General features: G+C 59.4%; 27 protein-coding genes. 16 read left to right on the top strand and 11 right to left on the bottom strand.

Annotated elements, in window-relative coordinates; translation table 11 throughout:
* Window positions 1–57: 57 nt before the first annotated feature.
* A complete protein-coding gene (locus tag NW855_RS09220; protein WP_011429479.1) occupies window positions 58–1,209 on the top strand; it encodes an NAD-dependent epimerase/dehydratase family protein in 1,152 nt (383 codons plus the stop codon).
* Here the strand turns inward: NW855_RS09220 and NW855_RS09215 are convergent.
* The 6 genes from NW855_RS09215 to NW855_RS09190 form a co-directional block, all read right to left on the bottom strand.
* Complete coding sequence (locus tag NW855_RS09215) at window positions 1,206–2,117, bottom strand: histone deacetylase (protein WP_414508685.1); 912 nt, start codon at window positions 2,115–2,117, stop codon at window positions 1,206–1,208. The two genes, NW855_RS09220 and NW855_RS09215, sit on opposite strands and share 4 nt — an antisense overlap.
* Before the next feature lie 49 nt (window positions 2,118–2,166).
* The gene (locus NW855_RS09210; RefSeq protein ID WP_011429481.1) at window positions 2,167–2,487 is read right to left on the bottom strand and encodes a hypothetical protein; all 321 of its coding nucleotides are present in this window, start codon (window positions 2,485–2,487) and stop codon (window positions 2,167–2,169) included.
* 580 nt (window positions 2,488–3,067) lie between these two features.
* A complete protein-coding gene (gene rsfS / locus NW855_RS09205) occupies window positions 3,068–3,439 on the bottom strand; it encodes a ribosome silencing factor (protein ID WP_414508684.1) in 372 nt (123 codons plus the stop codon).
* Between the two features lie 42 nt (window positions 3,440–3,481).
* Window positions 3,482–4,078 (bottom strand): bis(5'-nucleosyl)-tetraphosphatase (symmetrical) YqeK, encoded by a 597-nt coding sequence (yqeK, locus tag NW855_RS09200; protein ID WP_414508683.1) that lies wholly within the window; start codon window positions 4,076–4,078, stop codon window positions 3,482–3,484.
* Window positions 4,071–5,882 carry a translation elongation factor 4 gene (lepA, locus tag NW855_RS09195; protein ID WP_011429485.1) on the bottom strand — a complete coding sequence of 604 codons (1,812 nt, stop codon included), beginning with the start codon at window positions 5,880–5,882 and terminating at the stop codon, window positions 4,071–4,073. Before lepA ends, yqeK begins: the two co-directional genes overlap by 8 nt.
* 266 nt (window positions 5,883–6,148) lie before the next feature.
* On the bottom strand, window positions 6,149–6,622 hold the full coding sequence (locus NW855_RS09190; RefSeq protein WP_346426099.1) for an NYN domain-containing protein: 474 nt from the start codon (window positions 6,620–6,622) through the stop codon (window positions 6,149–6,151).
* A gap of 19 nt (window positions 6,623–6,641) precedes the next feature.
* Between NW855_RS09190 and NW855_RS09185 the strand changes: the two genes are divergently transcribed.
* Window positions 6,642–6,824, top strand: a complete 183-nt coding sequence (locus NW855_RS09185; protein ID WP_168175270.1) for a hypothetical protein — start codon at window positions 6,642–6,644, stop codon at window positions 6,822–6,824.
* On the opposite strand, the gene glyQ is transcribed toward NW855_RS09185, so the two are convergent.
* The 3 genes from glyQ to NW855_RS09170 are packed head-to-tail and all read right to left on the bottom strand — an operon-like array spanning window position 6,821 to window position 10,113.
* Complete coding sequence (gene glyQ, locus NW855_RS09180) at window positions 6,821–7,807, bottom strand: glycine--tRNA ligase subunit alpha (RefSeq protein WP_414403009.1); 987 nt, start codon at window positions 7,805–7,807, stop codon at window positions 6,821–6,823. The two genes, NW855_RS09185 and glyQ, sit on opposite strands and share 4 nt — an antisense overlap.
* 45 nt (window positions 7,808–7,852) lie before the next feature.
* Complete coding sequence (locus tag NW855_RS09175; protein WP_414508682.1) at window positions 7,853–8,623, bottom strand: peptidase; 771 nt, start codon at window positions 8,621–8,623, stop codon at window positions 7,853–7,855.
* A 59-nt stretch (window positions 8,624–8,682) separates the two neighbouring features.
* Window positions 8,683–10,113: a DUF697 domain-containing protein gene (locus NW855_RS09170; RefSeq protein WP_414508689.1), complete on the bottom strand. Its 1,431-nt coding sequence runs from the start codon at window positions 10,111–10,113 to the stop codon at window positions 8,683–8,685.
* A 176-nt stretch (window positions 10,114–10,289) separates the two neighbouring features.
* Here NW855_RS09170 and NW855_RS09165 point away from each other — a divergent pair, with 176 nt between their 5' ends.
* The 9 genes from NW855_RS09165 (at window position 10,290) to NW855_RS09125 (ending at window position 19,119) form a co-directional block, all read left to right on the top strand.
* On the top strand, window positions 10,290–10,574 hold the full coding sequence (locus tag NW855_RS09165; protein WP_011429490.1) for a DUF427 domain-containing protein: 285 nt from the start codon (window positions 10,290–10,292) through the stop codon (window positions 10,572–10,574).
* Between the two features lie 53 nt (window positions 10,575–10,627).
* The gene (locus tag NW855_RS09160; protein WP_011429491.1) at window positions 10,628–11,212 is read left to right on the top strand and encodes a TolB family protein; all 585 of its coding nucleotides are present in this window, start codon (window positions 10,628–10,630) and stop codon (window positions 11,210–11,212) included.
* A gap of 34 nt (window positions 11,213–11,246) precedes the next feature.
* Window positions 11,247–12,431, top strand: coding sequence for an LL-diaminopimelate aminotransferase (locus NW855_RS09155; RefSeq protein WP_414508681.1), 1,185 nt, complete (start codon window positions 11,247–11,249; stop codon window positions 12,429–12,431).
* A gap of 643 nt (window positions 12,432–13,074) precedes the next feature.
* Window positions 13,075–13,791: a hypothetical protein gene (locus NW855_RS09150; RefSeq protein ID WP_414508680.1), complete on the top strand. Its 717-nt coding sequence runs from the start codon at window positions 13,075–13,077 to the stop codon at window positions 13,789–13,791.
* A gap of 246 nt (window positions 13,792–14,037) precedes the next feature.
* Window positions 14,038–15,351 (top strand): histidinol dehydrogenase, encoded by a 1,314-nt coding sequence (gene hisD, locus NW855_RS09145; RefSeq protein WP_011429494.1) that lies wholly within the window; start codon window positions 14,038–14,040, stop codon window positions 15,349–15,351.
* A 49-nt stretch (window positions 15,352–15,400) separates the two neighbouring features.
* On the top strand, window positions 15,401–16,225 hold the full coding sequence (locus NW855_RS09140) for a hypothetical protein (RefSeq protein ID WP_041438096.1): 825 nt from the start codon (window positions 15,401–15,403) through the stop codon (window positions 16,223–16,225).
* Between the two features lie 96 nt (window positions 16,226–16,321).
* Complete coding sequence (locus NW855_RS09135) at window positions 16,322–16,627, top strand: hypothetical protein (RefSeq protein ID WP_011429496.1); 306 nt, start codon at window positions 16,322–16,324, stop codon at window positions 16,625–16,627.
* Window positions 16,628–16,651: 24 nt separating this feature from the next.
* Complete coding sequence (locus NW855_RS09130) at window positions 16,652–17,836, top strand: tetratricopeptide repeat protein (protein WP_414508679.1); 1,185 nt, start codon at window positions 16,652–16,654, stop codon at window positions 17,834–17,836.
* A gap of 512 nt (window positions 17,837–18,348) precedes the next feature.
* Window positions 18,349–19,119, top strand: a complete 771-nt coding sequence (locus NW855_RS09125; RefSeq protein ID WP_414402964.1) for an RNA polymerase sigma factor SigF — start codon at window positions 18,349–18,351, stop codon at window positions 19,117–19,119.
* A gap of 195 nt (window positions 19,120–19,314) precedes the next feature.
* Here NW855_RS09125 and NW855_RS09120 read toward each other — a convergent pair whose 3' ends face one another.
* Both NW855_RS09120 and NW855_RS09115 read right to left on the bottom strand, forming a co-directional pair.
* Window positions 19,315–20,097 (bottom strand): hypothetical protein, encoded by a 783-nt coding sequence (locus NW855_RS09120; protein ID WP_414508678.1) that lies wholly within the window; start codon window positions 20,095–20,097, stop codon window positions 19,315–19,317.
* A 155-nt stretch (window positions 20,098–20,252) separates the two neighbouring features.
* A complete protein-coding gene (locus NW855_RS09115) occupies window positions 20,253–20,537 on the bottom strand; it encodes a transposase (protein WP_414402944.1) in 285 nt (94 codons plus the stop codon).
* A gap of 407 nt (window positions 20,538–20,944) precedes the next feature.
* Here NW855_RS09115 and NW855_RS09110 point away from each other — a divergent pair, with 407 nt between their 5' ends.
* The 5 genes from NW855_RS09110 to ureE all read left to right on the top strand — a co-directional run bounded on the left by NW855_RS09110 (window position 20,945) and on the right by ureE (window position 24,645).
* The gene (locus NW855_RS09110) at window positions 20,945–21,247 is read left to right on the top strand and encodes an urease subunit gamma (protein ID WP_414402942.1); all 303 of its coding nucleotides are present in this window, start codon (window positions 20,945–20,947) and stop codon (window positions 21,245–21,247) included.
* A 239-nt stretch (window positions 21,248–21,486) separates the two neighbouring features.
* Window positions 21,487–22,122: a hypothetical protein gene (locus NW855_RS09105; protein ID WP_414402941.1), complete on the top strand. Its 636-nt coding sequence runs from the start codon at window positions 21,487–21,489 to the stop codon at window positions 22,120–22,122.
* Window positions 22,123–22,125: 3 nt separating this feature from the next.
* On the top strand, window positions 22,126–22,482 hold the full coding sequence (locus NW855_RS09100; protein ID WP_414347588.1) for an urease subunit beta: 357 nt from the start codon (window positions 22,126–22,128) through the stop codon (window positions 22,480–22,482).
* A complete protein-coding gene (locus NW855_RS09095) occupies window positions 22,479–24,188 on the top strand; it encodes an urease subunit alpha (protein WP_414402940.1) in 1,710 nt (569 codons plus the stop codon). Before NW855_RS09100 ends, NW855_RS09095 begins: the two co-directional genes overlap by 4 nt.
* Window positions 24,189–24,195: 7 nt before the next feature.
* Window positions 24,196–24,645, top strand: a complete 450-nt coding sequence (ureE, locus tag NW855_RS09090) for an urease accessory protein UreE (RefSeq protein WP_414402939.1) — start codon at window positions 24,196–24,198, stop codon at window positions 24,643–24,645.
* Window positions 24,646–24,651 lie beyond the last annotated feature (6 nt).

The following is a 24,651-nucleotide window of genomic DNA, read 5'->3' as shown; positions in this document are numbered from 1 at the left end:
TTTGTCTTCGGTGCCATAACTTGGTAGATTCGTGAGCAGCCGAATTTTGCTTCCCCGATGAAAGTCCTGGTTATTGGTGGTGACGGATACTGCGGCTGGGCAACGGCCCTACACCTGTCCAACAGGGGCTATGAGGTGGCCATTCTCGATTCCTACGTGCGCCGCCTCTGGGATCTGCAGCTAGGGGTTTCTACCCTGACGCCCATTGCCCAGCTCGAGCAGCGGGTGGATCGCTGGAAGGGGCTGACCGGCAAGGATATTCCCATTTTCGTTTGCGACGTCACCAACTACGAGGCCCTCATTTCTTGCATGCGTCGCTTTGAGCCGGAGGCCATCGTCCACTTTGGCGAGCAGCGCTCTGCTCCCTACTCGATGATTAGCCGCGAACATGCGGTGATGACCCAGGTCAACAACGTGGTGGGCACCCTGAACATCCTCTACGCCATCAAGGAGGAGTTTCCCGACTGCCACCTGGTGAAGCTGGGCACCATGGGCGAGTATGGCACCCCCAACATCGACATCGAGGAGGGGTACATCACCATCGAGCACAACGGCCGCAAGGATACCCTGCCCTATCCCAAACAGCCGGGTTCCATGTATCACCTCTCCAAGGTGCACGACAGCCACAACATCCACTTCGCCTGCCGCGTCTGGGGCCTGCGGGCTACCGACCTCAATCAAGGGGTGGTGTACGGCGTGTTAACAGAAGAAACCGGCATGGATGAGGTGCTGATCAACCGCCTCGACTACGATGGCGTGTTCGGCACGGCCCTGAACCGCTTTTGCGTTCAAGCCGCAGTGGGCCACCCCCTGACGGTGTACGGCAAGGGGGGCCAAACCCGTGGCTTCCTGGATATCCGCGATACGGTGCGCTGTGTGGAGCTGGCCATCGCCAATCCTCCTGAGCCAGGTCAGTTCCGGGTGATGAACCAGTTCACCGAGCAATTTAGCGTGGAGCAACTGGCGCTGATGGTGCAAAAGGCCGGAGCCGCCATGGGCCTGAAGGTGGAAATCAACTACTTGGAAAACCCCCGTGTCGAGCTGGAGGAGCACTACTACAACGCCAAAAATACCAAGCTCCTAGACCTGGGCCTACAACCCCACTACCTATCTGACTCGCTTTTGGACTCGCTGCTCAACTTCGCCCTCAAGTACAAAGACCGCGTGGATGTGCGGCAGATCCTGCCCAAGGTGAAGTGGAAGGGCTAGCTCTCCAGGCAAGCTTGGGCCAGGCTCAGCCAGCCGCGGGCCAGATTCTCCAGGTCATAGCCCCCTTCTAACCCGAAGACGGTCTTGCGGGTCACCTCCTCCAGGCAGAGGTGGGCCATGCGGCCAAAGTCTTCCGGCTCCAGCAGCATACTGGCCAAGGGATCCCCTTTGGCACAGTCAAAGCCGGCGCTCACCAGCAGCAAATCCGGTTGGAAGGCCCGCAAAAACGGCAAGACCTTCTCATCGAGAGCTTTTTTGTAGACCGACCAGTCTGACCTGGCAGGCAGAGGCACGTTGCAGAGGTTGCCGTGGATCCCGGTTTCGCGAGCGGAGCCGGTGCCGGGGTAGAGGGGAAACTGATGGATGGAGGCATAGGCCAGTTGGGGATAGCGCTCCACCACCGCCTGCGTGCCGTTGCCGTGGTGAACATCCCAATCGAAAATCGCCACCCGCTTCACCCCCGGCTGATCCAGCGCCCACAGCGCCGCAATGGCTGCGTTGCTGAATAAACAAAACCCCATTGCCCGTTCTGGCTCTGCGTGATGCCCAGGCGGACGACACAGCACCAAAGCAGGCTGAGCCGCGGCCAAAGCCGAGGCCGAAGCAGCAATCCAGGCTCCAACTGCCTGCCGCGCCGCCTCAAAGCTCGCTGGGGAAACGGCGGTATCGGCATCGAGGCGACCCCCTCCTGCCGCAGCCAACTCGGCCACCCGTTGAATGTGCCAGCGCGGGTGTACCCGCTCCAGTTGTGCAAGATCGGCCAAGGGGGGATCCCGCCATTCCAGATGCTCGGCGAAAGAGGCACCGCGCAGCGCCTTGACAATGGCCTGCAGGCGAGCCGGACGCTCGGGGTGAAACGGCCCGGCGTCGTGGCGGAGAAAAGTCTCAGAATAGTAAACGGGCAACATACCAGGGCAAGGTAGCGTTCTTGCAGTCTAGCCTAAGCCCATCTTCCCTCTACCCGTAGAAGGCTTCCGACATGGATCCCGCATAGGGATCAACGCCAAAAGAAGCTTGTTGCAGCTTTTGATTGACCACCTCCCGCACTACCGAGCGGAGCAATTCCAGCTCAGAAGGGTTGAGCTGATCGCGGCTGGGACACTCATCGGCAGCCAGCCACATATAAACAGCAGGAACCCGGTTTAAGATCTGCTGCATCAGCGCTTCCCGCTCCCTGGCATCGTGGAAAACCTGCTGATGGGGGTGCTCAGTACAGAGGACATTTTCCAGTTCTCCCAAAGCCAGGTACTCAACGATATTAACCAACATCTTTTCCATTTGTCCCTCCTAAAAATCCCCGTCGCTCTTAAAACAGGCATTAAACAAAAAGTGCAACTTTCTCCTTTCCTCCTTCGCCGCTCTTTGCCTCGGACTCTTGCCTACAGGCCGGATAGCTGAGCCGGCGGCAGATCCAGTCCACCAGCGGGAAGAGGTTGTGGATTTGTCTGCTAAGATCTCCCCTGCGGCCAATCCTTAGCCCCCTCTATTTGCCCCGTTTGCCCTCCCCTCTGCCGCTGAAAGCAGCCAACAATCAGCAGCCGGAAAATCTCTTCGCTGGTATCCGGTACCAACGAAAAATTATCGGCTTTTTGAGAAGGACAGGGTAGGCCATTTAACAAAGACTATAGAAACTCAACCGCAAGAGGGAAGAAGATCTTACCCAGCTACTCCTCCTCCAATACGCTAACACGTAACTATGTAGGAAGTTATGGGACTATTAAGAAGTTTACACATTTCTTGACGATCGGCTAACACTTTCGTTTGGCAAAGACACCCACTTGAAGAGCTAAGCGGAGCAACTCTTCGCCTGGCTACAAGCTCTGAAAAGCTGCCAAGATCTAAGGATCTAAAACTATGTCTAGCCTGCTATTGGCAAATCGACTCGCTGAGCCTGGATCCAGAAAGATTCCAGGTCGTAATAGTCTCTTTCCTCCTGCATGAACACATGGACGATGAGATCGGCATAGTCGATCAGTATCCAAGAGCCTGACTCTTGACCTTCGATGCGGCGCGGACTCTGTTGCCACTCCTCCCAAACCTTTTCCTCGATTGCTCGGGCAATGGCGCGGACTTGCGTAAGCGAGTAGCCGCTGACCAGAAGAAAGTAATCTGCCAAAGTGGAGACTTGGGATACATCCAGCAGAACGATATCGCCACCTTTTTTCTCTTCTGCCGCGCGAGCTGCACTCAGCGCCATGCAATAGATGGGATCCCCAGCAGGGGCAGGCATGAGATGTAGCAACTAAAACCCTCCTGAAACGACTGAGTTAACCTAGGACACCGCTTTTTCTAAAGGATGTAACAAAAAATGATTCCGAGTCATGAGTGTGCGCGGATGAACCACCTGATTCCGGTCTAGCAAAAATTTTAGGCTCAAGTCACATACTCCCACTACGGTTTTAGACAAATCTACAAAAGCCATCTGCCGCAACCGCTCCAATTCTGGGCTGTTGCCCCGATTCGGCTCCAGGGCATCGGCCACGAAAACCACGCAACTGAGCGGATCCATGCCGGGCTGCCCTAGCGTGTGGTTGGCAATGGCCGCCAAAATCTCCGGGTCCTGTACCTGAAACTGCTCCCGCGCCACCAGGGATCCCACCTCAGCGTGCAGGATGTGAGGTTCGGCCCGCTCAATTTCATCCAGCTCCCGTTCCTGAGCCACCCTTTGCAACAGTTGCTCCGGGGGGAAGGACTTGGCCAAGTCGTGCATCAGCCCTGCCCAAGCAGCTTTTTGCTCATCCAGCCCATAGTGAGCTGCCAGTTGCCGGGCCATCGCCTCTACCCCCAAGATGTGGCGAAGGCGAGGGGGGGGCACCTGCTCCTGGAGCCAGGCCAACACCTCTTCCCGCCGTAAGACCGGGCTAGTCATTTTGCAACTTCAGCACCGCCATAAACGCCTCTTGGGGCACCTCGACGGTTCCCACCGCCTTCATGCGCTTTTTCCCCTCCTTTTGTTTTTCCAACAGCTTGCGCTTGCGGGTCACATCCCCCCCATAGCACTTGGCCAGGACATTTTTGCGCAGGGCAGGAATAGTTTCGCGGGCTATCACCCGAGAGCCAATTGCTGCTTGAATGGGCACCTCAAACTGGTGGCGTGGGATCAGCTCGCGCAGCTTGGCTACCAAAGACCGGCCCACATAAAAGGCTTTGTCCCGATGCACAATGGTGGACAGAGAATCCACCACGTCGCCGTTGATGAGGATGTCCAAGCGCACCAGGTCGTCGGCGCGGTAACCCACCATTTGGTAATCCATACTGGCGTAGCCGCGGGTGCGAGATTTCAGTTGATCGAAAAAGTCGGTGACCACTTCTGCCAGCGGTAGCTCATACACGAGCGTAGTTCGACCCTGCGCCAGGTATTTCATGTCCTTAAAGGTGCCGCGTTTGGTCTCGCACAGCTCCATCACGGTACCGACAAATTCCTCAGGAAGAATCACCTCTACCCTCACAATCGGCTCCTCAATGCTGGTGCGCTCGTTGGGGGGAGGCAGCTTGCTGGGATTGTCTACCCGAATCACAGAGCCATCGTTGAGGGTAACCTGATACACCACCGTCGGAGCGGTGATCACCAAATCCAGGTTGTATTCCCGCTCCAGGCGTTCCTGCACCACCTCCATGTGCAGCAGGCCCAAGAAACCACAGCGGAAGCCAAAGCCCATCGCAGGGGAAACTTCCGGCTCAAAGTAGAGGGCGGCATCGTTGAGCTTCAGTTTTTCCAGAGCTTCTTTGAGTTCGGCGTATTGATCGGAGTTGCTGGGGAAGAGGCCGCAGAAGACCATCGGCTTGGCTTCTTTGTAGCCGGGCAGAGGCTCAGAGGCCTTGCGATGGACAAGTGTGATGGTATCCCCGACACGGGCGTGCTCGACACTTTTAATGGCGGCGGCAATGTAGCCCACTTCCCCAGCATGGAGAGACGCAACGGACTCTTGATGAGGGCGCATCACCCCCAGCTCGGTAATTTCGTATTCCCGACCGGAGGCCATGAAGCAGATCTTATCTCCCGTCTTCACCTCCCCATCCATGATGCGCACATAGACAATCACGCCGCGGTAGGAGTCGTAGTAGCTATCGAAAATTAGGGCCCGCAAGGGATCCGCCACTGTATCCCGCGGCGGGGGCACCCGCTGCACAATGGCCTCTAGGATCTCTGGGATGCCGATGCCCATTTTGGCAGAGGCCAAGATCGCTCCGCTGCAATCGAGGCCGATGACCTGCTCGATCTCGGCGATCACCCGCTCCGGCTCCGCCCCCGGCAGGTCGATTTTGTTAATGACCGGGATGATCTCCAGGTTGTTCTCCAGGGCCAGATAGACGTTGGCCAGGGTCTGCGCCTCCACACCTTGAGAGGCATCCACCACCAGCAGCGCCCCTTCGCAGGCGGCCAGGGAGCGGGAGACTTCGTAGGTAAAGTCCACATGCCCCGGCGTATCGATGAGGTTGAGGACATAGTCTTGGCCGTCTTGGGCGCGGTAGTTCATGCGGGCCGCCTGCAGCTTGATGGTGATGCCCCGCTCCCGTTCCAGTTCCATGTTGTCCAACAGTTGCGGCTTCATCTCGCGGGCTGAAACGGTGCCGGTCGCCTCCAGCAGCCGGTCGGCCAGGGTGGATTTACCGTGGTCGATGTGGGCGATGATGGAAAAGTTGCGAATGCGGGAGACGGGAACGTCGGTCATAAAAACCTGGTTGGGGCAAAGATTTTTTACAATGCTAGCCTCTTTGGCCCTCTGCCTGGGCCAAGGTTGCCCAGAAGTTAAAGTGGCTGGGACAGCTTTTCCCGGCAACGCCGACGATGGCCGGTGTAACAGATGGGTCGCTTGCGTGGCAGCAATTTTACCAAGCAGACTTTCTCTCAAGGCGGAGAAACCCGAAGGGCCTCAGGTGGGTTGTGACAACTCCGCCGGGGAGCTGTGGGGCCAGCTCGAGAGTAGAGGGATCAGCCCTACTTATCCAGCTTCTCGATGTAGGGGCGAATGTCGTTGAGGTCGATGTAGCGATCGGTGGCATTGCGCAGCTCGCGGGCGATCATTCCTTCAGTGGAGACGACTGTAATCAAAGTGTTTTTGGAGCGCAACAGCTCAACGGCCCGCTCAAAATCGCCATCGCCGCTAAACAAGATGATCCTGTCGTATTGCCCAACCGTGTTGAACATATCGATGACGATCTCGATATCCAGGTTGGCCTTCTGGGAGTAGCGGCCAGAGTCTTCGTCTCGATACTCTTTAAGGATCTTGGTGCGCACCGTAAAACCCAAGCTGATCAGAGCATCTCGAAAGGCCCTTTGATCGTTGGGATCCTTGATGCCGGTGTACCAAAATGCGTTGACTAGCTCGACGTTGGGCTGTGACCTGACAAAATAATCCAAGACTCGGCGCGGGTCGAAAAACCAGCCATTTTTTTGTTGAGCATAAAACATATTGTTCCCATCGATAAAGATGGAAACCCGCGTGACGGGATGGCGAAACATAAAGATTTTTCTCGGAATAAAGGTGGACTGGTCAGGAAAAGAGGGTGAAAACGAGAGTGTCGATTATCCTAAGGTAAGGGTGGCCACGGCAGGCCAGCGCCTGCTGATACCGATCACCCATCATAGCGAAAACAGGGATCTTTTTCCCTAGCCATTAGCCCAGGCGCCTTTGGAGATCAGGGTGGGTTCCGGCTGCCGCAGGGCATAGCTGGATCCAGGGCGGTCGGCTTGGCTAACGTACAGCTCTGCCAATTGTCGGGCCAGGTTGCGGATGCGCCCAATGTAGAGGGTGCGCTCGGCTACGGCAATGACGCCGCGGGCATCGAGCAGGTTGAAGGTGTGGGAGCACTTGAGCACATAGTCGTAGGCGGGCAGGAGCAGCGACACCGCCAGCCGATCGGGAAGCACCTGTTTTTGCAGCTTCTGCTGTGTGGTTTCGATCAGGCGCTTGGCCTCGGCTTCGTAGAGCCGGAACAATTCCAGTAGCATCTCCGGATCGGAATACTCGAAGTTGTAATAAGATTGCTCGACCTCATTTTGGAAATAGATTTGCCCATAGGTAATCCGGCCTAGGGAAGGGTGCTCACCCCAGCAGAGGTCGAAAACCGAGTCCACCCCCTGTAGGTACATGGCCAGGCGCTCTAGGCCGTAGGTAATCTCCACAGAAACGGGGCGACAATCCAGCCCGCCCACTTGCTGGAAGTAGGTGAATTGGGTTATTTCCATGCCATCTAGCCACACTTCCCAGCCCACGCCCCAAGCCCCCAAGGTGGGAGATTCCCAATCATCTTCCACAAAGCGAATGTCGTGTTCTGCCGGGTCAATGCCCAGGGCCCGCAGGCTCTCCAGGTACACCTCCTGGATGTCGTCGGGGGAGGGCTTGATCAGAACCTGGTACTGAAAGTAGTGCTGCAGACGGTTGGGGTTTTGGCCGTAGCGCCCATCGGTGGGGCGGCGACAAGGTTCCACATAAGCCACCCGCCAGGGATCCGGCCCCAGGGCGTGCAAAAACGTGTGGGGGCTCATGGTGCCGGCGCCTTTTTCCAGGTCGTAGGGTTGCAGGATGAGGCAGCCTTGCTCCCCCCAAAACTGCTGCAGGCGAAAGATCAAGTCCTGAAAGGTGTGGGCTGACATACCAAGGGCTGAGCAGGGATACCTTATCCTACCAATCTCCCCCCCTCAGTCGATCAGCTCTTCTTGATCGGCATCCGCTGGGTCTGAGTGGTTCCACTCGATGGGCGGCATTTGGTCGAAGGCTTGTTTGAGGGCGCTCTCCCAGAGCTTGCGCATTTTGGCCAGGTAGGGATCCCCGGTGCGCAGGCGCAGACGGTGGGTGACCTTGAACTGATCCGCTTGCACCATCACCAAATCGATGGGGGGGCCGACGGAGATGTTGGATTTCATGGTGGAGTCAATGGAGAGGAGAGCGCATTTGGCCGCATCTGCTAGCGAGGTTTCGTAGGAGAGGGTGCGATCCAGGATGGGTTTGCCGTATTTGGTTTCCCCCATCTGCAAAAAAGGGGTTTCCGGGGTGGCCTGGATGCAGTTGCCCTGGCTGTAGATCAAAAAGAGGGCCGGCTCTTCGCCTCGGATCTGTCCCCCCAGCAACAGGCTGCACTGGGCGTCGATACCGTCCTTTTCCAGCCAGGGTCGGTCTTGCTCCTGGATGTACCGAATTTTGGATCCCAGGTAGCGGGCCACGTCGTAGAGATGGGGGAAGGTGTGGAGATTGGAACTTTCCGGTTGGCGCAGATCCCGCTGCACTTCGGTCAAAACGCCCTGGGTGATGGACAGGTTGCCGGAGGTGCAGATCAAGATCACCCGCTCTTCGGGCACGGAAAAATCGAACAGCTTTTGGTAGGTGGAGACGTAGTCCACCCCGGCGTGGGTGCGGGAATCTGCCGCCATCACCAAGCCAAAGCGGGTGATGATGCCAAGGCAGTAGGTCATGCGAACGATGCGGCTCGGCTCTCTGATTGTAGAGGGATTGTAGAGGCGATTGTAGAGGTTCAGGGGAAAGCAAATCCGATTTTGTGGCGGATTTCCTCCCGCAGGCGGGCGGTGATCGAGGCTTCGTCCAAATCGGCCAAAATCTGGGCTATGGCGGCTTTGGGGCCCTCTGGCCCCCAACTGGCTCCCTGGGCCAGGTAGTGGCGGGCGGACTCGCCGATGGCATAGCAGGAAAACCCGGCCAAGACCGCTTGCGTCAGGGCCACCGAACCGTAGGCCCCTAGGGAGAATCCTCCAGCGAAGGGCAGGGATCCCCCCAGCAAGGTTTTCAGGGATCCCAGGCCCAAGAGCGCCACCCATTCTCCTGCCCCCAGGCTGAGCATGCTGAGGACGATCTTCTGCAGCAGTTGTGCGGCTCCCGCGCTGCTCATGGGCCAGCCATAGAGGCGGGACAGGCGCAGGATCAAGGCAATATCCAGGGCCAGCCCTCCCAAGGTATCGAGCAGGGTAACGGGGTTGAGGGCAACGGCCAGCGCCTTGGTGCGGGCAGCGGCGGCGATGAGGTCTTGGGCTTGCTGGGCGCGGCTTTGCAGCTTGCGCTCGATGACCTGTTGGTTGACGCGATCGGCAAACAGGAGGGCATTCAAGGCCAGCAGGGAGCGCCCCTCCCGGTGCAGCACCTCCAGGATCTTCAGGCGCAGGGCGTCCACTTGGGGGGGGCCGATCTCCATCTCCACGCCGAAGCTGCCATCTGGCCTCTGCACCAGCCGCGGCACGCGCGGGGAGGCCGCCACCATGACGATCTCGTCGGGAGAAAGAAGTTGCCGCACCCGTTCGTTGCGGATCTTGTCGTAGATGGCCTGGCGATCCGCCTCCGGGTACTGGTCGATCTTGTTGAACACCAGCAGCATGGGCTTGCCCGCCTCCCGCAGGGCCGCCAGGGCCTCAAACTCCACCCGCGTCAGATCCCCGCAGACCACAAAGAGGATCAGATCGGCCCGCTGCGCCACCTCCTGGGCCAGCCGTGCCCGCTCCTCGCCGTCCACTTCATCCAGGCCGGGCGTGTCGATCAGCTCCAGACGGGATCCCTGCCAGTGACTAACCTGAACCGACTGCACCGAGGCAGGGGGCAGACGGGATCCCTGCAGGGCTGCTGCAGAGAAGGGGGATTGGGGGCGGGTTTCCCAACTGATGTTCCAAGCTGCCGCTTGCTGGGTGCGGGTAATGCCGTGGGTGGGCCCCGTCTGGAAGACCGGCTCCCCCAGCAAAGCATTGAGCAGAGAAGATTTGCCCCGCCCCACCAGGCCAAAGGCAGCGATGTGGATCACCTCGGTTTCCAGCTTGTCCAGCAGCGTCTGCAGGCTCTCCAGCTCCCCTTCCAAACCCGCCATCTCCTGGGGGCTTAGATCCAGTTGAGCCACCCACTGGCGCAGGCTGCGCTTGGCTTGCTGGTAGTTGAGGTCATCTTCTAGGGTGTTGCGGCGAGCCATGGCAGTGACGCTCAATAGCAGTGGAGAACAGCCCGGCAGGGGCGGGTGTCAACCCTCAACGACAACGATGACGATAAGCAGAAACGCTAATCTCAAAGAAAGGCAGTTGGCCTTGCCGGGATCTGCAACTTTAAAAATAACGTTGAGAACTGGGAGTTTGCGACAGGAGCTTTTTCATGCCGAGGGCCATCTGGAACGGGGTGGTTGTGGCGGAGACCGACCGCTACGAAACCGTGGAAGGCAACATCTATTTTCCGCCGGAATCCCTGCGCTGGGAATACTTCCAGCCCAGCTCCACCCACACCACCTGCCCCTGGAAAGGACAAGCCAGCTACTACACCCTGGTGGTCAACGGCCAGGAGAACAAAGACGCCGCCTGGTACTACCCGGATCCCAAGCCGGCTGCAGCCAACATCCGCGGCTACGTGGCCTTCTGGAAGGGCGTCGAGGTAGAACTCTAGCCGAGCCGAGTTGCCAACTGAGTATGATGGAGAAGAATTGGAGGGGCAATGCGATGCTGACCGATGGCCAGATTCCACGCAGCCCAACCCGCTGGGCAAGCAGGTGGTGTTGGGCCGGCTTGAGCCTCCTGTTGCTCGGTTGTGGCCCGGCAGGGTTTCGCACGCCGCGCCCCACGCTGGCCGGCAGCGGCCTCAACAGTATCTTCCCCGATGGGGAGCCCTCCTTCAGCGGGGATGGTCGCTACCTGGTGTTTTCCTCCGCCCGCGGCGGCAGCCAGGATATTTTTCTCTACGACACGGTGGAACAGCGGCTGGTGGACTTGCCCGGCCTGAATTCCAGCGACGTGGCCGCCACCTCGCCCGACATCAGCGCCGACGGCCGCTACATCGTTTACGTGTCCAATGCGCTGGGCAAATCGGAGATTTTTCTCTACGACCGCCAAACCCGCCGCGTTGAGAATATCAGCAGCCGGGTACCGGGAGATGTGCGCAACCCCACCATCAGCGGCGATGGCCGCTTTATCGCCTTTGAGAGCAACGGTCGCGGCCAGTGGAACATCGAGATCTTCGACCGTGGCCCGGCAGCGGCCACACGGCCCTCTGCCCCCAGCTCTTCTAATGCCGGCAGCAATCCCTAAGGGGATTCAGGAATAGCCAACCTGGACTTGTCGCATGCTCGCTGCCTTCGCCCAACGACTGGAGCCGCTGCACTCCAATGTCTTTGACCAGCTAGACCAGGCCAAGTGGGAGGCGCGCCGGTCGGGCTTGGATGTCATCGACCTTTCTTTGGGCTCCTCAGACCTGCCCCCGCCCCCGGAAGCGCTGGCAGCCATTCAGAGGGCCCTGGCAGATCCCTCCACCTATGGCTACACCCTGTTCCACGATACGGCCGAGTTTCGCGCCGCCTGCGCCCAATGGTATCTCAGGAAGTTCGGCCTGGAGATCGACCCAGAAACTGAGGTGCTGCCGCTGATCGGATCCCAGCAGGGAACGGCTCTCCTACCGCTGGCCCTGCTCAATCCCGGGGATGTTGCTTTGATCACCGACCCGGGCTACCCCTCCCATGGGGGCGGGATCCATCTGGCGGGCGGGATCCCCTACTATCTGCCCCTGCGGGCGGAAAACCGCTTCCTGCCCCAGTGGGATGAGATCCCGGCGGAGATCTGCCGTCGGGCGCGGCTGTTGGTGCTGAGCTATCCCCACAACCCCACCACCGCCACCGTCACCCCAGAGTTTTGGCAGGAGACGCTGCAATTTTGTCAGCAGCACGATATCTTCCTGGCCCATGACTTTCCCTATGTGGACTGGCGTTTCGACGGCCAGGTGGCTCCCTCGGCGCTGCTGGCGGATCCCGGCAAGACCCGCACCATCGAGTTCTTTTCCCTCTCCAAGTCTTACCACATGGGGGGGTTCCGGGTGGCCTATGCCATCGGCAGCCGCGAGCTGATCCGAGCTTTGCGCCTGGTGAAGTCCACCATCGACTTCCACCCCTACCAGGGCATCCTGCGGGGGGCGGCGGCGGCCTTGGCAGCTCCCGACAGCTTTTTGGATCACTGGCGGCAAGTGTACCGCGAGCGGCGAGATATCGCGGTGGCGGCTCTGCACCGCATCGGCTGGCCCGTGCCCCTGCCGGAGGCCACCATGTACCTGTGGGCGCCTTTGCCGGAGTCGTACCGCGGTTCCTCGGCCCAGTTTTGTCTAGACTTGGTGCGGGCCACCGGCGTTGCCCTGTCTCCAGGCTCTGGCTTTGGCCCCAGTGGGGAAGGCTACGTCCGCTTTGCTTTGGTGGTCGAGGGATCCCGGCTGGAGGAGGCAATAGGTCGGATTGGGGAGTTTTTATCCCAGGGCCTTGCTTAGCCCTCACCCCCGCCCCCTCTCCCAAAGGGAGAGGGGAGTTAGGGCGGCGCGTTCGCGACAGCGTTGCGTCGCAACAACAAGGGAATGAACCATCTCATTGCTATTTGATAATGACCGTAAAATAACGGCCGCGGTTTCCTTGCCGCAGCTTTTTCGAGTTTCATCAGCTTTTTGCAGACGAGGGGGATCCCTGTTACGCGAAGGGTAATTGCAGCGGCTGCGGTCAGTGTGCTGGAAAGCGCTGTACTGGGCAAAGATTGGCAAAGACTGTAGGAATAGGCTGCAGCCAGCCGGTGTCGGCTAATCTGAGCCAGGATAGGAGTTTTGACACTCCCTCGACTAAAGTCGGTGGATTCTTACGCAGTCCACAGTTGGACTCGTAAAGGCGCTGTCAAGACGCCCCTAGACGGTTCCTAGAGACAAAGCCTCAAGGTTCCGCTTACTTACTTGCTTTCAGTACTGTCCGGGTTTTTCACCGGGTTAGGTGCTAACTTAAGATTACAACATAATAACATTGGCGAGCGACTCAAGTCGCTCGAAGGCTTTTCCGCCCCGCACTAAAGTACGGGGCTACCGACCTACTCTGCTGTGTTGGCCGAGTTGGCTCCTGAGGGGCATGGAGAAGGAAACGCTCGAGAGTTTTTTGTCCATCCGCGGGGTGATGGGGGTGGCGCTCCTAAGTCGGACAGGCCGCCCTTTTTTCTACCGTTCTTTTCAGAACTTGGACAGCCGGCAGCAGCAGGCTCTCGCCGAAGGGCTGTTTCAAGTTTTGCAGACCATGCCCCCGGGACTGGACTATTTTGACTTTCAGTTTGCCGAGCAGCGGGTTTTCGTTTACCCTTTGGGGCCGGAGTGGGTGCTGCTGGTGGCGGTCAATGACGACCTGGTGATGCCGGTCTACACCTTGGCCGTGAACCGCCTGCGAGCCGAGCTGCAGCAGGATACGCCAAAGGGCTTGGCCACCTTTCGTCTATTGACCAGCCAGGCGGAGGCAGGCCGGAACGCTACCCAGCCCAGTTCCGCTCCTGCGGCGGGCCCGCGCATGGAGATGGATGTCTTCGTGCAATCTCTGAACCGTCTCTGCCAGATTACAACCGGCTATTTGGGCAAGGCGGTGATCGTCAACTATTGGAAGGCAGCACGGCAGGAAGTGGTGGAACGCCAGGGATCCAAAGCAGAATGGCTGAACCAGTTCGAGATCGAGCGCAGCGGCCAGATCCACTACCGGGGATCCCTCAAGGAACTGGACGAATCTCAGCAAAGGGTGCTACGGGATTGGGTGCTGGCTTTTTTCCGTCGCTGTGAAGAGGTAATCCACGATTTTCGCAACTTGATCAAATCGACAGAACTGGGCCTATGAAAAAGGGGCAGGCTTTTTCCTAAGTAGGGCTATCGGCGAACTCTACCCGGCTCTTGGTCGAGGAAAATCCAGGCTAAGCTATGACCATGATCAACCCGGATCACGCTAGGTGCAGACGGGATCCCTGACCGAGGGTAGCTCCTCTGGTCACTGCGAACCGGTGCAGCGAGGATCTGCTTTGCTACCGCGATGCCACCGGATCCCTCGCTACCATCTGCTTACGGCACGCTAAGCGAAGGAGTTGCCATGCTGAGAATCGTCACCCAGCTAGCTGAGGCTGAAGCCGAGCTTAGACGGATCTCGGAGCGCACTCAGGCTGACCAGAACTTGCACCGCGAGGCAACCGTGCGGGAGATCCTACAAGCGGTACGCCGCCAGGGGGATCGCGCTCTCCTGGCCTACACGGCGGAGTTCGACCAGGTGGAGCTGAGCGTAGCCGAGCTAAAGGTGTCGGGGGCTGAGCTGGAGGCAGCCTACCAGGCGGTATCTCCGCAACTGCTATCGGCCCTGCGCTTGGCCAAACAGCGCATCGAAGCCTTTCACCGGCAGCGGGTGCCCAGCAGTTGGGTGAGCTTTCCCGGCCCCGAGATCGTCTTGGGCAAGCAGTACCGCCCGGTGGATCGCGCTGGCCTCTACATTCCAGGAGGGCGGGCCGCCTATCCCAGCACGGTGTTGATGAACGCCATTCCGGCCAAGGTGGCGGGGGTGCCCGAGATTGTCATGGTGACCCCGCCGGGATCCGACGGGCTGGGGGGCAAGGGGATCAGCCCGGCTATTTTGGTGGCCGCCCAAGAAGTGGGCATCCACACCATCTATCGCGTCGGCGGGGCCCAGGCTATTGGGGCCTTGGCCTATGGCACCGAGACCATCCCCAAGGTGGACGTGATCACCGGCCCCGGCAACATCTATGTGACGCTGGCCAAGAAGCTGGTCTACGGCACGGTGGGGATCGACTCGCTGGCGGGGCCTTCCGAGGTGTTGATCATCGCCGACGAGAGCGCCAATCCCCTCTACGTGGCTGCCGATCTGCTGGCCCAAGCGGAGCACGATCCCTTAGCAGCCGCGATCCTCCTGACCCCCGATCCCAAGCTGGCCCAACAGGTGCAGCAGGCTGTAACCACCCAGATGGAAGCCCACCCCAACCGTCTGCTGGTGGAGAAGGCGGTGGCCAACTACGGCCTGATCGCGGTGGTGCCGGATCTGGCCACAGCGGTCAACTTGTCCAACCAGTTTGCGCCGGAACACCTGGAGCTGCAGGTGGCGGATCCCTGGGCTCTGCTGGATCCCATTCGCCACGCGGGGGCGATCTTCCTGGGACACTACACCCCAGAAGCGGTGGGAGACTACCTGGCCGGCCCCAACCACACCTTGCCCACAGCGGGGGCGGCCCGCTACGCCTCAGCGCTGGGAGTGGAGACCTTCCTGAAGCACTCCAGCCTAATCCAGTACGGCTCGGCAGCCCTGCAGGAGGTGGCCGGCGCGATCCAAGCTCTGGCGCAAGCCGAGGGGCTGCCCGCCCATGGCCAGTCGGTACAGGTACGGCTGGCGGAGGAGCACTAACCTAGCCTAGACAGGGCTTGAACCGCAGTGAAGACGGAAGGTGGAGCAGATGGGGAGCCGGCTCAGGCAAAACTGGCTGGGGCAACTGGGGGGAGCCCTTGTGGCGGTTTGGATCGTCTGGGCGGAGGGGAGCGCCGCCTGGCCGAAGGACATAAAAGACATAATGTCGGCTGCCCCCGAAGCAATCTCTTCTCCTGCCTTGCCCATCCCGTGGGAGTGGGTATACGACTTGCAGGAGCAGGCGCGGCAACGGCAGTGTACGCTGGTGGGCCTGTTGCGCAGCCGGCCCCTGCCGGCCCCGGATCCCCAGTGGCAGGTGTACACTCGTCTGGATTTGGTTGCCACGCCTCAGACCAGTCGGTTGACCAGTGTGTTGTTTGCCAAGAACACTCGTACCCAAGCCTTGCAAGTGATCTATCAAGCTGCGGCGTCTGTGTACGACCCCGTTGAGCCATTGGATTTTGCCATGATCCTGCCTCTGGCCTGGCAGGACAACACCCTGCTGGCGCGGGAGTACGCAGGCTGGTTCCAGACCGACTTGAGCTGGGATCGGGCGGTGATCTGGCCCTTGCCCGCCGACTCGAACAGGATCCCACCGGTACAGGTTTGGGAGCCACCGCCGGCCCTGGGGTATGCCGAGCTGCTGGACTGGGATCCCCAGGCGCGAGGGCGGGTGCTGTTTGCCGTGGCCGATAGCCTGGAGGAGGTGCCGCGGCTGGTGAGCGTTGGCCCTGGTCAAGACTTGCTGTTGCGAGGGACGGCACCGCTGCCAACCTCCGAGCCTCCTCTCCCGCAAAAGGGCTGGACCAGCGCTACCCTCGCAGGGTCGGTACCCATTTGTCATGCCAACAACTTTGGGCTAAACATCAGGTAGTTCCTCCCCAGGGTTTTGGAGCTGCTGCCGATCTTTGGGGTGCTTAGGAGCCGAGGGGAGGATCTAGAGCAGCCCCTAGCGGGAGAGGGAGTAAGCATGCCTAGACCCCAAGTACGACGCGGCTGGCCTTTAGAGGCCTTTGTGGGCGATGTTATTGTCTGTACGCTGGAGGGATCCCATCTGGATCAGGTGACGGAGATCCGGATCAGCCCGGCGGGCAAGGGGATCCGGGTTAGCTTCGGGGATCCCTTGGGGCGCTCCCAAGAGCCGGTGCAGGCCACTGCCGAGGCGCTGACTGTGACTTTTGAGATCGATCCCAGCACCTACCCCGGCGAAAAGCGCATCGAGCTGATCTCGCCGGCAGGGCCCAGCGATCCCCTGCCGTTTTTGGTGATGATGTAGAGGCGCGCAGAGGGGAAGTGAGTCATGGCGTTGGCAACTGCCTCGACCGACTTGGGCGCGCTGCTGCTGGGAGTGGGTCTGTTGCTCCTGGTGGGAGGCTGGGCTTGGCGGCTGCGGCGACAGCAGCGAGCTGCTCCCCCAGAGGCTGTTTTGCCGGCAACGGCGGTTGACCTCTCTGCCCTTACGGCGGAACAGGCGGCCCAACTGCAGCCCTTCGAGCAGGCGGTGGGAGATCGGCCGCGGGATCCCATTGCCTGGTACAACCGCGCCACCACCCTCGACCAAATGGGGCAGGCCCAAGCCGCCCTGGCCAGCTACGACCGGGCCCTGCAGCTGAAGCCGGATTTTCCCGAAGCCTGGAACAACCGCGGCTCTCTGCTGGACGATCTCGGCCGTCACCAGGAGGCGCTGGCCAGCTACGAGCGGGCTTTGCAACTGAGGCCGGATTTTTTCGAGGCCCGCTTTAACCAGGCCAACACGCTGCGGCAACTGGGCCGCTACCAAGAAGCGCTACGCGCCTACGAGCAGGTTCTCACCTTCCGCCCCGACAGCGGGGAAGCCTGGCATCTGCACGGGCTGACCTTGGCCTCCTTAGAGCGGTGGCAGGAGGCGGTGAACAGCTACGACAAGGCCCTGGCCATCAATTCCAGCGATCCCCGGGTTTGGCAAAGTCGCGGGCTGGCCCTGGTGCACCTGGAGCGCTACGCCGAGGCTCTGGCCAGCTATGAACGGGCTCTGCAACTGGGATTGGAGTCGGCCTCTCTCTGGGCCGGCCACGCCCTCGCCCACCACCGCCTGGGCAACTGGATGGAAGCTCTCAACAGCTACGACCGCGCCCTGCAGCAGGATCCCCGGCGTTCTCAGATCTGGGTGCAGCGCGGCCTGGTGCTGATGGACTTGAACCTCTACGGGCTGGCCATCCAGAGTTTTGACCGAGCCCTGCAGATGGATCCCGACGATGCCGAGGCCCACTACGCCAAAGCCTGCTGCTGCGCCTGGGAAGGCCAGGTGCCCCAGGCCCTGCAAGCCTTGGAGCAAGCCCTGCGCCTGCAGCCGGAACGCTACCGCCCCTTGCTCGCCTCTGAGCCCTATTTCGACCTCATTCGCGGTGAGCCGAGCTTTACGGCCTTCCTGACAGCCCTCTCCGGCCTTGGAACCGACACGAACTCTACCTCCCTGACGCGAACGGCTCCATCCTCTGCTTCCTAGATTTCTTCTGAGGTTCCAAAGTGAGCCAGCAGCAGCAATCCGGCGATTCCGCCAAATGACGGAGAGAAATTCGGCTCTTTTGCTGAAGAAAGCTGCTGATTTTCCGTAGGGATGCTGTTGCTTGCGGCGGAAAACCCAGTAAACTAAGAACGCTCCAGCTCCTGGCAGATCTCGGAGGCAAGCTGTGTTCTTGTTAACATCTGGTAGCATTTTCACGGCTACAACCTGATACTGTCTGCCTGCAAGCTTCTTCGCGGTTGGTTCCAGCAGAAGTCTGGCCTAGGGAGAATGGGGGTCGCCTGGCATCCTCTGCCTTTGAGTTGTTTGGGTGCTGAATCCAACCTTGAATGGCTTCAGCTCAAAAAGAAAAAAAGTAGTTGTCTATGCTAACGGCTCCTCAGCAGCCTTCTCTCGACGACTCCGAGCCGCCGGCGCCATCGACAGCCGCGGCTCCCCTGTTTTCTGCCAAAGCTGGTGCTGGGGATTCTGGATCCGGAGCTGTGGGTGCGTCTATGGCATCCAAATATGAAGATGTTAAAGCTCAAACTGCTGCACTGTTGCGACTCTACCACCAGACTCGGGATCCGGCCCTGCGCAATCGACTGGTGGAGCTAAACCTAGGATTGGTGCGCAAAGAGGCCCACTACTGGCGTAACCAATGCGACGAAGGATACGACGACTTGGTGCAAGTGGGTTGCATAGGGCTCATCCAAGCCATCGAGCGCTTCGATATCAGCCGCGGCCTGGCTTTTAGCTCCTTTGCCATGCCCTACATTCGCGGAGAAATTCAACACTACCTGCGAGACAAAAGCCCAACAATACGGATCCCACGCCGCTGGGCGACGCTGCAGCGACAAGCCAAGAAGGTGATCGCGCGCCTGAGACAAGAGTTGGGCCGTCCTCCCTCTGAGGCGGAGGTGAGGGAAGCCCTCAACCTAACAGAGCAGGAATGGCGAGAGCTGCAGCTGGCCCAACAAAACAGCCTTTTGCTCAGCCTAGATGCTCCCGTACAGGTTGAAGAAGACAGCGTTGCTTTGGGGGATACCATTCCCGATCAGCGCTACCGCAGTTTTCAACTGGCCGAAGAAGATCGCATCCGCCTGCAAAATGCCTTGGCCAAGCTGGAGGAGCGCACCCGCCAGATTTTGGAATTTGTCTTCTTCTACGACCTCACCCAAAAAGAAACAGCAGAGCGGCTGGGGATCAGTGCTGTTACCGTTTCCCGACAGGTCAAAAAGGGCCTGGAGCGCTTGGCTAAGCTGCTGAGTCAGGACATTTTTTAGGGCGTTGCCGAGAAGGAAGATCCCTGGGCTTCGCGACAGTCTCCAGCGCTTTTCCAGGCAGATCTGAACCCTCTCCCAAAGTGGAGATCAAGGCGACAAAGAGCCTCACAACGACTTTCCCGTAGTCCAAGGCTTTGGTTACTTCAATATCAGTGCAGCATCCTGGTCGAAATAGCTGTAACTTGTGTCTTCGCTTTAATCTTTTTTGTCTCGAGCTTTGTCTGAAGCTTGATCTTTGTCTTGGGAACAATTTGCTCCCCGGTTCTGCAGTTGGCTTAGTTGAGAGCGCACCTGCAAGGCAATTTGCAAAGCAGCATCCAAAAGCTGCGACTGTTCGCTGGCCTGTTCTCTTAGCTGGAGCGCAGTCAGAGCTGCCAGCTCGTCGCCGAAGAACTCCCTTTGCTGCTCAATAAAGTCTTTGTTCTGTCGCAAGATCCGTTCAGTTTTCAAGGCGCGGATTAGGTCGCTGCGAGTCAGCTTCAGAGCCTCGATGATCTGATCCCGCTGGGGCAGCTTGGCCTCAGGATTGCCCGCCTCTACCAATTCATCGTTGATGTGAATGGCTTGAATGAGCCGATTGTAGCGATCTACTTCTTCTAGCAAGTTCAGCAAGAGCGGCATGCGGCGGCTGCGGAAAATCCAATAGGCTTGGCCCAAAGCGGCAATGGCTGTCAGGATTCCCCATTCCACCAGCCAACTTTCCCAACTGCTGCGCAGGCCAGGGATCAAAATTCGCCCCACCAAGGTCAGCAGGGATCCCCCTGACCAAAAGGTCAAGAAACGGCAGAACAAATCCAGCACCAACAGCAGGCCCAGTAGATTCCAAAAGGCGGAGAACTGGCGCAGCCGGTCTTTCCAGCGACGGATAGGCCGAGGTCGGTACAGCCAGGCTATGGGTACCCCAGAAAGGTTTTCCACCAGAAAAGGGGAAATGACCAGCTCTTGTAAATCCCGCCGCATGGCCATGGACTCTGCCAAGGGCTAAGTTTTCCACCCAATTCTACTGCCGGCACCTGAGATCCTGCTGAGATCCCTTCTCAGGGGTAAAAGCTGGCCAAAGAGGAGACAAGCAGGGTGAGTAGCCCAACTACGCCAACTGAAGGCACCTCTGGTTGAAGCGGAAAACTTTGCGGTCAAGTCGCGATTTTTGTGGGTTTCTCTTCCGCGGCCCAAAGCGGGCCCATGTCCAGGTAACGCCGGAAAGCCCAGTCCTCCGTGGCCCTCAGCATCACCACCGTGGCCAGATTCACCAGGCTCCCCTCGCCGGGGAAACTCCGCCGCTTCACCTCACGGATAAGCCGCTCCAGCACATTCGTGCTCTTGATGTGCCTCTGGTGGCCGCTGGGAAAGTCCAGGTAGGTCAGGGCCTCCCCCAGACCCTGGGCAAACACCTCCACCGCCCGCTTAAACCCGTACACAAACGCTTACACATAGCATACTGTCAGCGAAGTATTGGCTAACTGTATCGTTGCATACTGTCAGCTTGGCTAATGCAACTTTATGCCTTCCACTAGGGTCGGACCTGAAGTCCGACTCGGAAGGAGGAACACATGGGAAAAGGCTGGAGGTTACTAGGGGTACTGCTAGGGGTACTGGGGGTGGTTAGCTTGGTGGGTCTGAGCCTCGCCCAAGGCCTTGCCCAAGGCGAGGTCAAGGTGGGCGTACTCCACTCCCTTACCGGCTTGGTGGAGCAGAAACTAGAGTTCGCCTGGAACTTCGCCCAAAGATTTTACGTAATGGACCGGGGACGTGTGGTCCTGGAGGGTCGGACCTCGGAGGCCAGTCCGGAGACGGTGGGTCGGCTGATCAGCTTGTAGGAGAGGCCATGCGGTTGACCGAACGCGAGATCGATAAGCTCCTGATTTTCCTGGCGGCCGAAGTCGCCCGACGCCGCCTTGCCCGGGGGCTCAAGTTGAACTACCCCGAGGCAGTGGCCTTGATCACGGCGGAGGTACTGGAGGGTATTCGCGAGGGTAAAAGCGTGGCTGAGCTAATGGACTTGGGAGCCCAGGTATTGAAACGGGAGGACGTAATGGACGGAGTGGCAGATATGATAGAAGAAATTCAAGTAGAAGGTACCTTTCCTGACGGGACCAAGTTGGTAACGATCCACAAGCCTATTCGGTAGGGGGTAAAAATGCGGATCCTTCTGCTTGCACTTTTGGTCCTAGGAGCGTGGGGGAGCGTTTCGTCCCGGGCGCAAAATGGGAAGCCACTGCGTTTGGCCCTTCCCCCCTGGCCCGGCTGGTTCGTCTGGTTCTGGGCTAGGGAGCAGGGCTTGTTTAAAAAGTACGGGGTGAAGGTAGAGGACCTCTTGGCCCACCCTAGCTGAGCAGGGCCATCTGCCCAAGGGGAGGAGGTGAACCCGTGAGCGTCCCCGGTCTGACCTTTTGGCTTGTAGGGTTTCTAGTGGGGTTGCGCCACGCCCTGGAGCCCGACCATTTGGCTGCGGTAAGCAACCTCGCTTTAACCTCAGGCCGCCCCCTCAAGGCAGCCCTGGCGGGTGCCCTGTGGGGTTTGGAGCACCTCTTTACCCTGGCGGCAGTGGCGGGGGTGGCCTTGGCCTTGGGCCTCCGGCTTCCTGCTGCCTTTGGCTTCCTCACCGAGCTGGTAGTGGCGCTTGCCTTGGCTTGGCTGGGGCTTAGCACCCTCCTAGGTCTCCGAGTTCGGCGCACCATGGGTCCGAGCTACCGGAGCCGCTCCCCTCTGCGCAACCCCTTCCTCTGGGGTGTTCTCCACGGCTTGTCCGGATCCGCTGCTTTGGTGCTCTTGGCCTCCAGCCAGCTCACCTACCCTCTACAAGCTACAAGCCCTTGGGTACGTGGTTGTCTACGGCGTGGGCGCTTTTTGGGGTATGTTTCTCATGAGCCTCGCAGTGGGCCTCTCCTTTCTTTGGGCGGCTTCGCGGGCACGTCGCCTGCAATGGTACGGGACAGCGGCCGCGGCCCTTTTTGCCTTGCTGGCCTCAGGGAGGCTTTTTTGGGAGATCTTGGTGCGAGGTGAATCGTGATTCCCGGAGAAATCTTCACCGAGTCAGGGGAAGTGGAACTCAACCCCGGCCGCCGCACGGTCCGCCTCGAGGTGGCCAATACTGGGGACCGTCCTGTTCAGGTGGGCTCCCACGCCCATTTCTTTGAGGTCAACCGCGCCCTTCGCTTTGATCGAGAAAAGGCCTATGGGTTCCGCCTCAACATCCCCGCTGGAACGGCTGTGCGATTCGAGCCTGGGGAGACCAAGGTGGTGGAACTCGTAGAGATAGCGGGTCTTAGGAAGGTTTACGGTATGAATGCCTTGGTCATGGGCTCCTTGGAAGAGAAGCGGGCGGAGGCGCTCCGTGCAGCTCGGGAAAGGGGGTTCCTATGAGGCTTTCCCGGGAAGCCCGTGCTCGCCTTTATGGACCCACAGTAGGGGATCGGATCCGCCTGGCCGATACCAATCTGATCCTGGAGGTGGAAGAGGATTGGACCCTGCCCCCAGGAGAGGAGGCGGTCTTCGGCGGAGGAAAGACTGTCCGGGACGGCATGGCCCAGTCTCAGAGGAGCCGGTCGGAGGGAGCCCCCGATCTGGTGATTACCAATGCGGTGGTCCTGGACTGGTGGGGTGTTGTCAAGGCAGATGTGGGTGTCCGGGATGGGCGCATTGTGGCCTTGGGTAAGGCGGGCAATCCGGACATCATGGACGGCGTTACGCCGGGCTTGGAAATCGGTCCAGGAACAGAGGTCATCTCTGGCCAAGGTCGGATCCTCACCCCCGGAGGTATTGATGTCCATATCCACTTCATCTCTCCCCAGCAAGCTTGGGAGGCCCTCTTTAGTGGCATAACCACCATGACCGGGGGAGGTACCGGACCGTCCGAAGGAACCAAGGCCACCACCTGTACCCCGGGCCCTTGGTATATCCACCGGATGTTGGAGGCCCTCGAGGGGCTACCCCTTAACTTCGGTTTGCTGGGGAAAGGGAACGCCTCCTCGCCCCAGGCGCTGGAGGAACAGATCCTGGCCGGTGCTATCGGGCTCAAGATTCACGAGGATTGGGGGGCTACCCCCGCCGTTATCGACACCGCTCTGACCGTGGCCGAGGCCTACGATGTCCAGGTGGCCATTCACACGGATACTTTGAACGAGAGCGGTTTTGTAGAGGATACGCTGGCGGCCTTCAAGGGGCGAACCATCCACACCTTTCACTCGGAGGGGGCCGGGGGAGGCCATGCCCCGGACATTCTCAGGGTAGTGGGGTACCCCAACGTGCTCCCCTCTAGCACCAATCCCACCATGCCTTACACGGTGAACACCCTTGACGAGCACCTGGACATGCTAATGGTGTGCCACCATCTAAGCCCCAATATCCCCGAAGACGTGGCCTTTGCGGAGTCCCGCATCCGACCCGAGACGATGGCAGCGGAGGATGTTCTCCATGATCTCGGAGCCATTAGCATGATGACCAGCGATTCCCAGGCCATGGGACGCGTGGGGGAGGTGATCCTAAGGACATGGCAGACAGCCCATAAAATGAAGGAGGAGCGGGGTCCACTACCGCAAGACAGCACGAGGAACGACAACTTCCGCATCCGGCGATACCTGGCTAAATACACCATCAACCCGGCCATCGCCCACGGGATCGCTGAGTATGTGGGGTCCATAGAGCCCGGAAAGTACGCGGACTTGGTCCTGTGGCATCCGGCTTTCTTCGGCGTCAAGCCCGATCTAGTTCTCAAAGCTGGCTTTATCGTTGCTACGCCTATGGGAGATCCCAACGCCTCCATTCCCACCCCTGAGCCCGTCCGTTATCGCCCCATGTTTGCTGCTTTTGGCAAAGCGCTGACGCGAGTCTCGTTTACCTTTGTCTCCCAAGCCGCCCTGGAGAGGGGGGGGCTTCCGGCCGGGCTAAACCGTACTCTGCTTCCGGTACGGAAAACCCGGGGGCTCACTAAGAAGGATATGCGACTTAACGATGCCTTGCCCCAGGTAGAGGTGGACCCGGAGACCTATAGGGTTTTGGTGGATGGGGAGGAAATAACCAGCGAGCCTGCCAAGATCCTGCCTTTGGCCCAGAGGTACTTCCTTTTCTAGGAGACTTATGATCAAGACCTACGTGGTGACCCATCTTAGAAAGATGGAGGAGGGCATCCCTGAGGGGTTACAAGTGGTAGACTTACCCATGACCTCGGAGGAGCGTACCCAGGTGCGCCGGCGCTTGGAAACGCCAAGCGGCCTTGTCCTGAACCTGGCCCTGCCTACAGGAACTGTGCTTCGGCCAGGGCAGATTCTCTGTGTGGTAGAGGGTGTGGCCTACCGGGTAGTAGCAGCTCCGGAGGAGGTTCTCGTCATTTATCCCAGAAGTCTCAAGGAAGCGGCTCAAGTGGGCCACCTCATCGGCAATCTTCACCGCCCCATAGACCTTTCAGGGGAGGGGATTGCGATCCTCTACGATGCCGCTTTGGAAGAGCGGTTACGGAACCTTGGTTTGGTAGTGGTTAGGGAAATGCGCTCTTTCGCCAAGACCCCTCTGCCTGGGCATAGCCACTAGCGCTCC

The sequence above is a fragment of the Synechococcus sp. RC10B2 genome (assembly GCF_047502635.1).
This window is presented reverse-complemented; position numbering and strand designations above follow the sequence as displayed.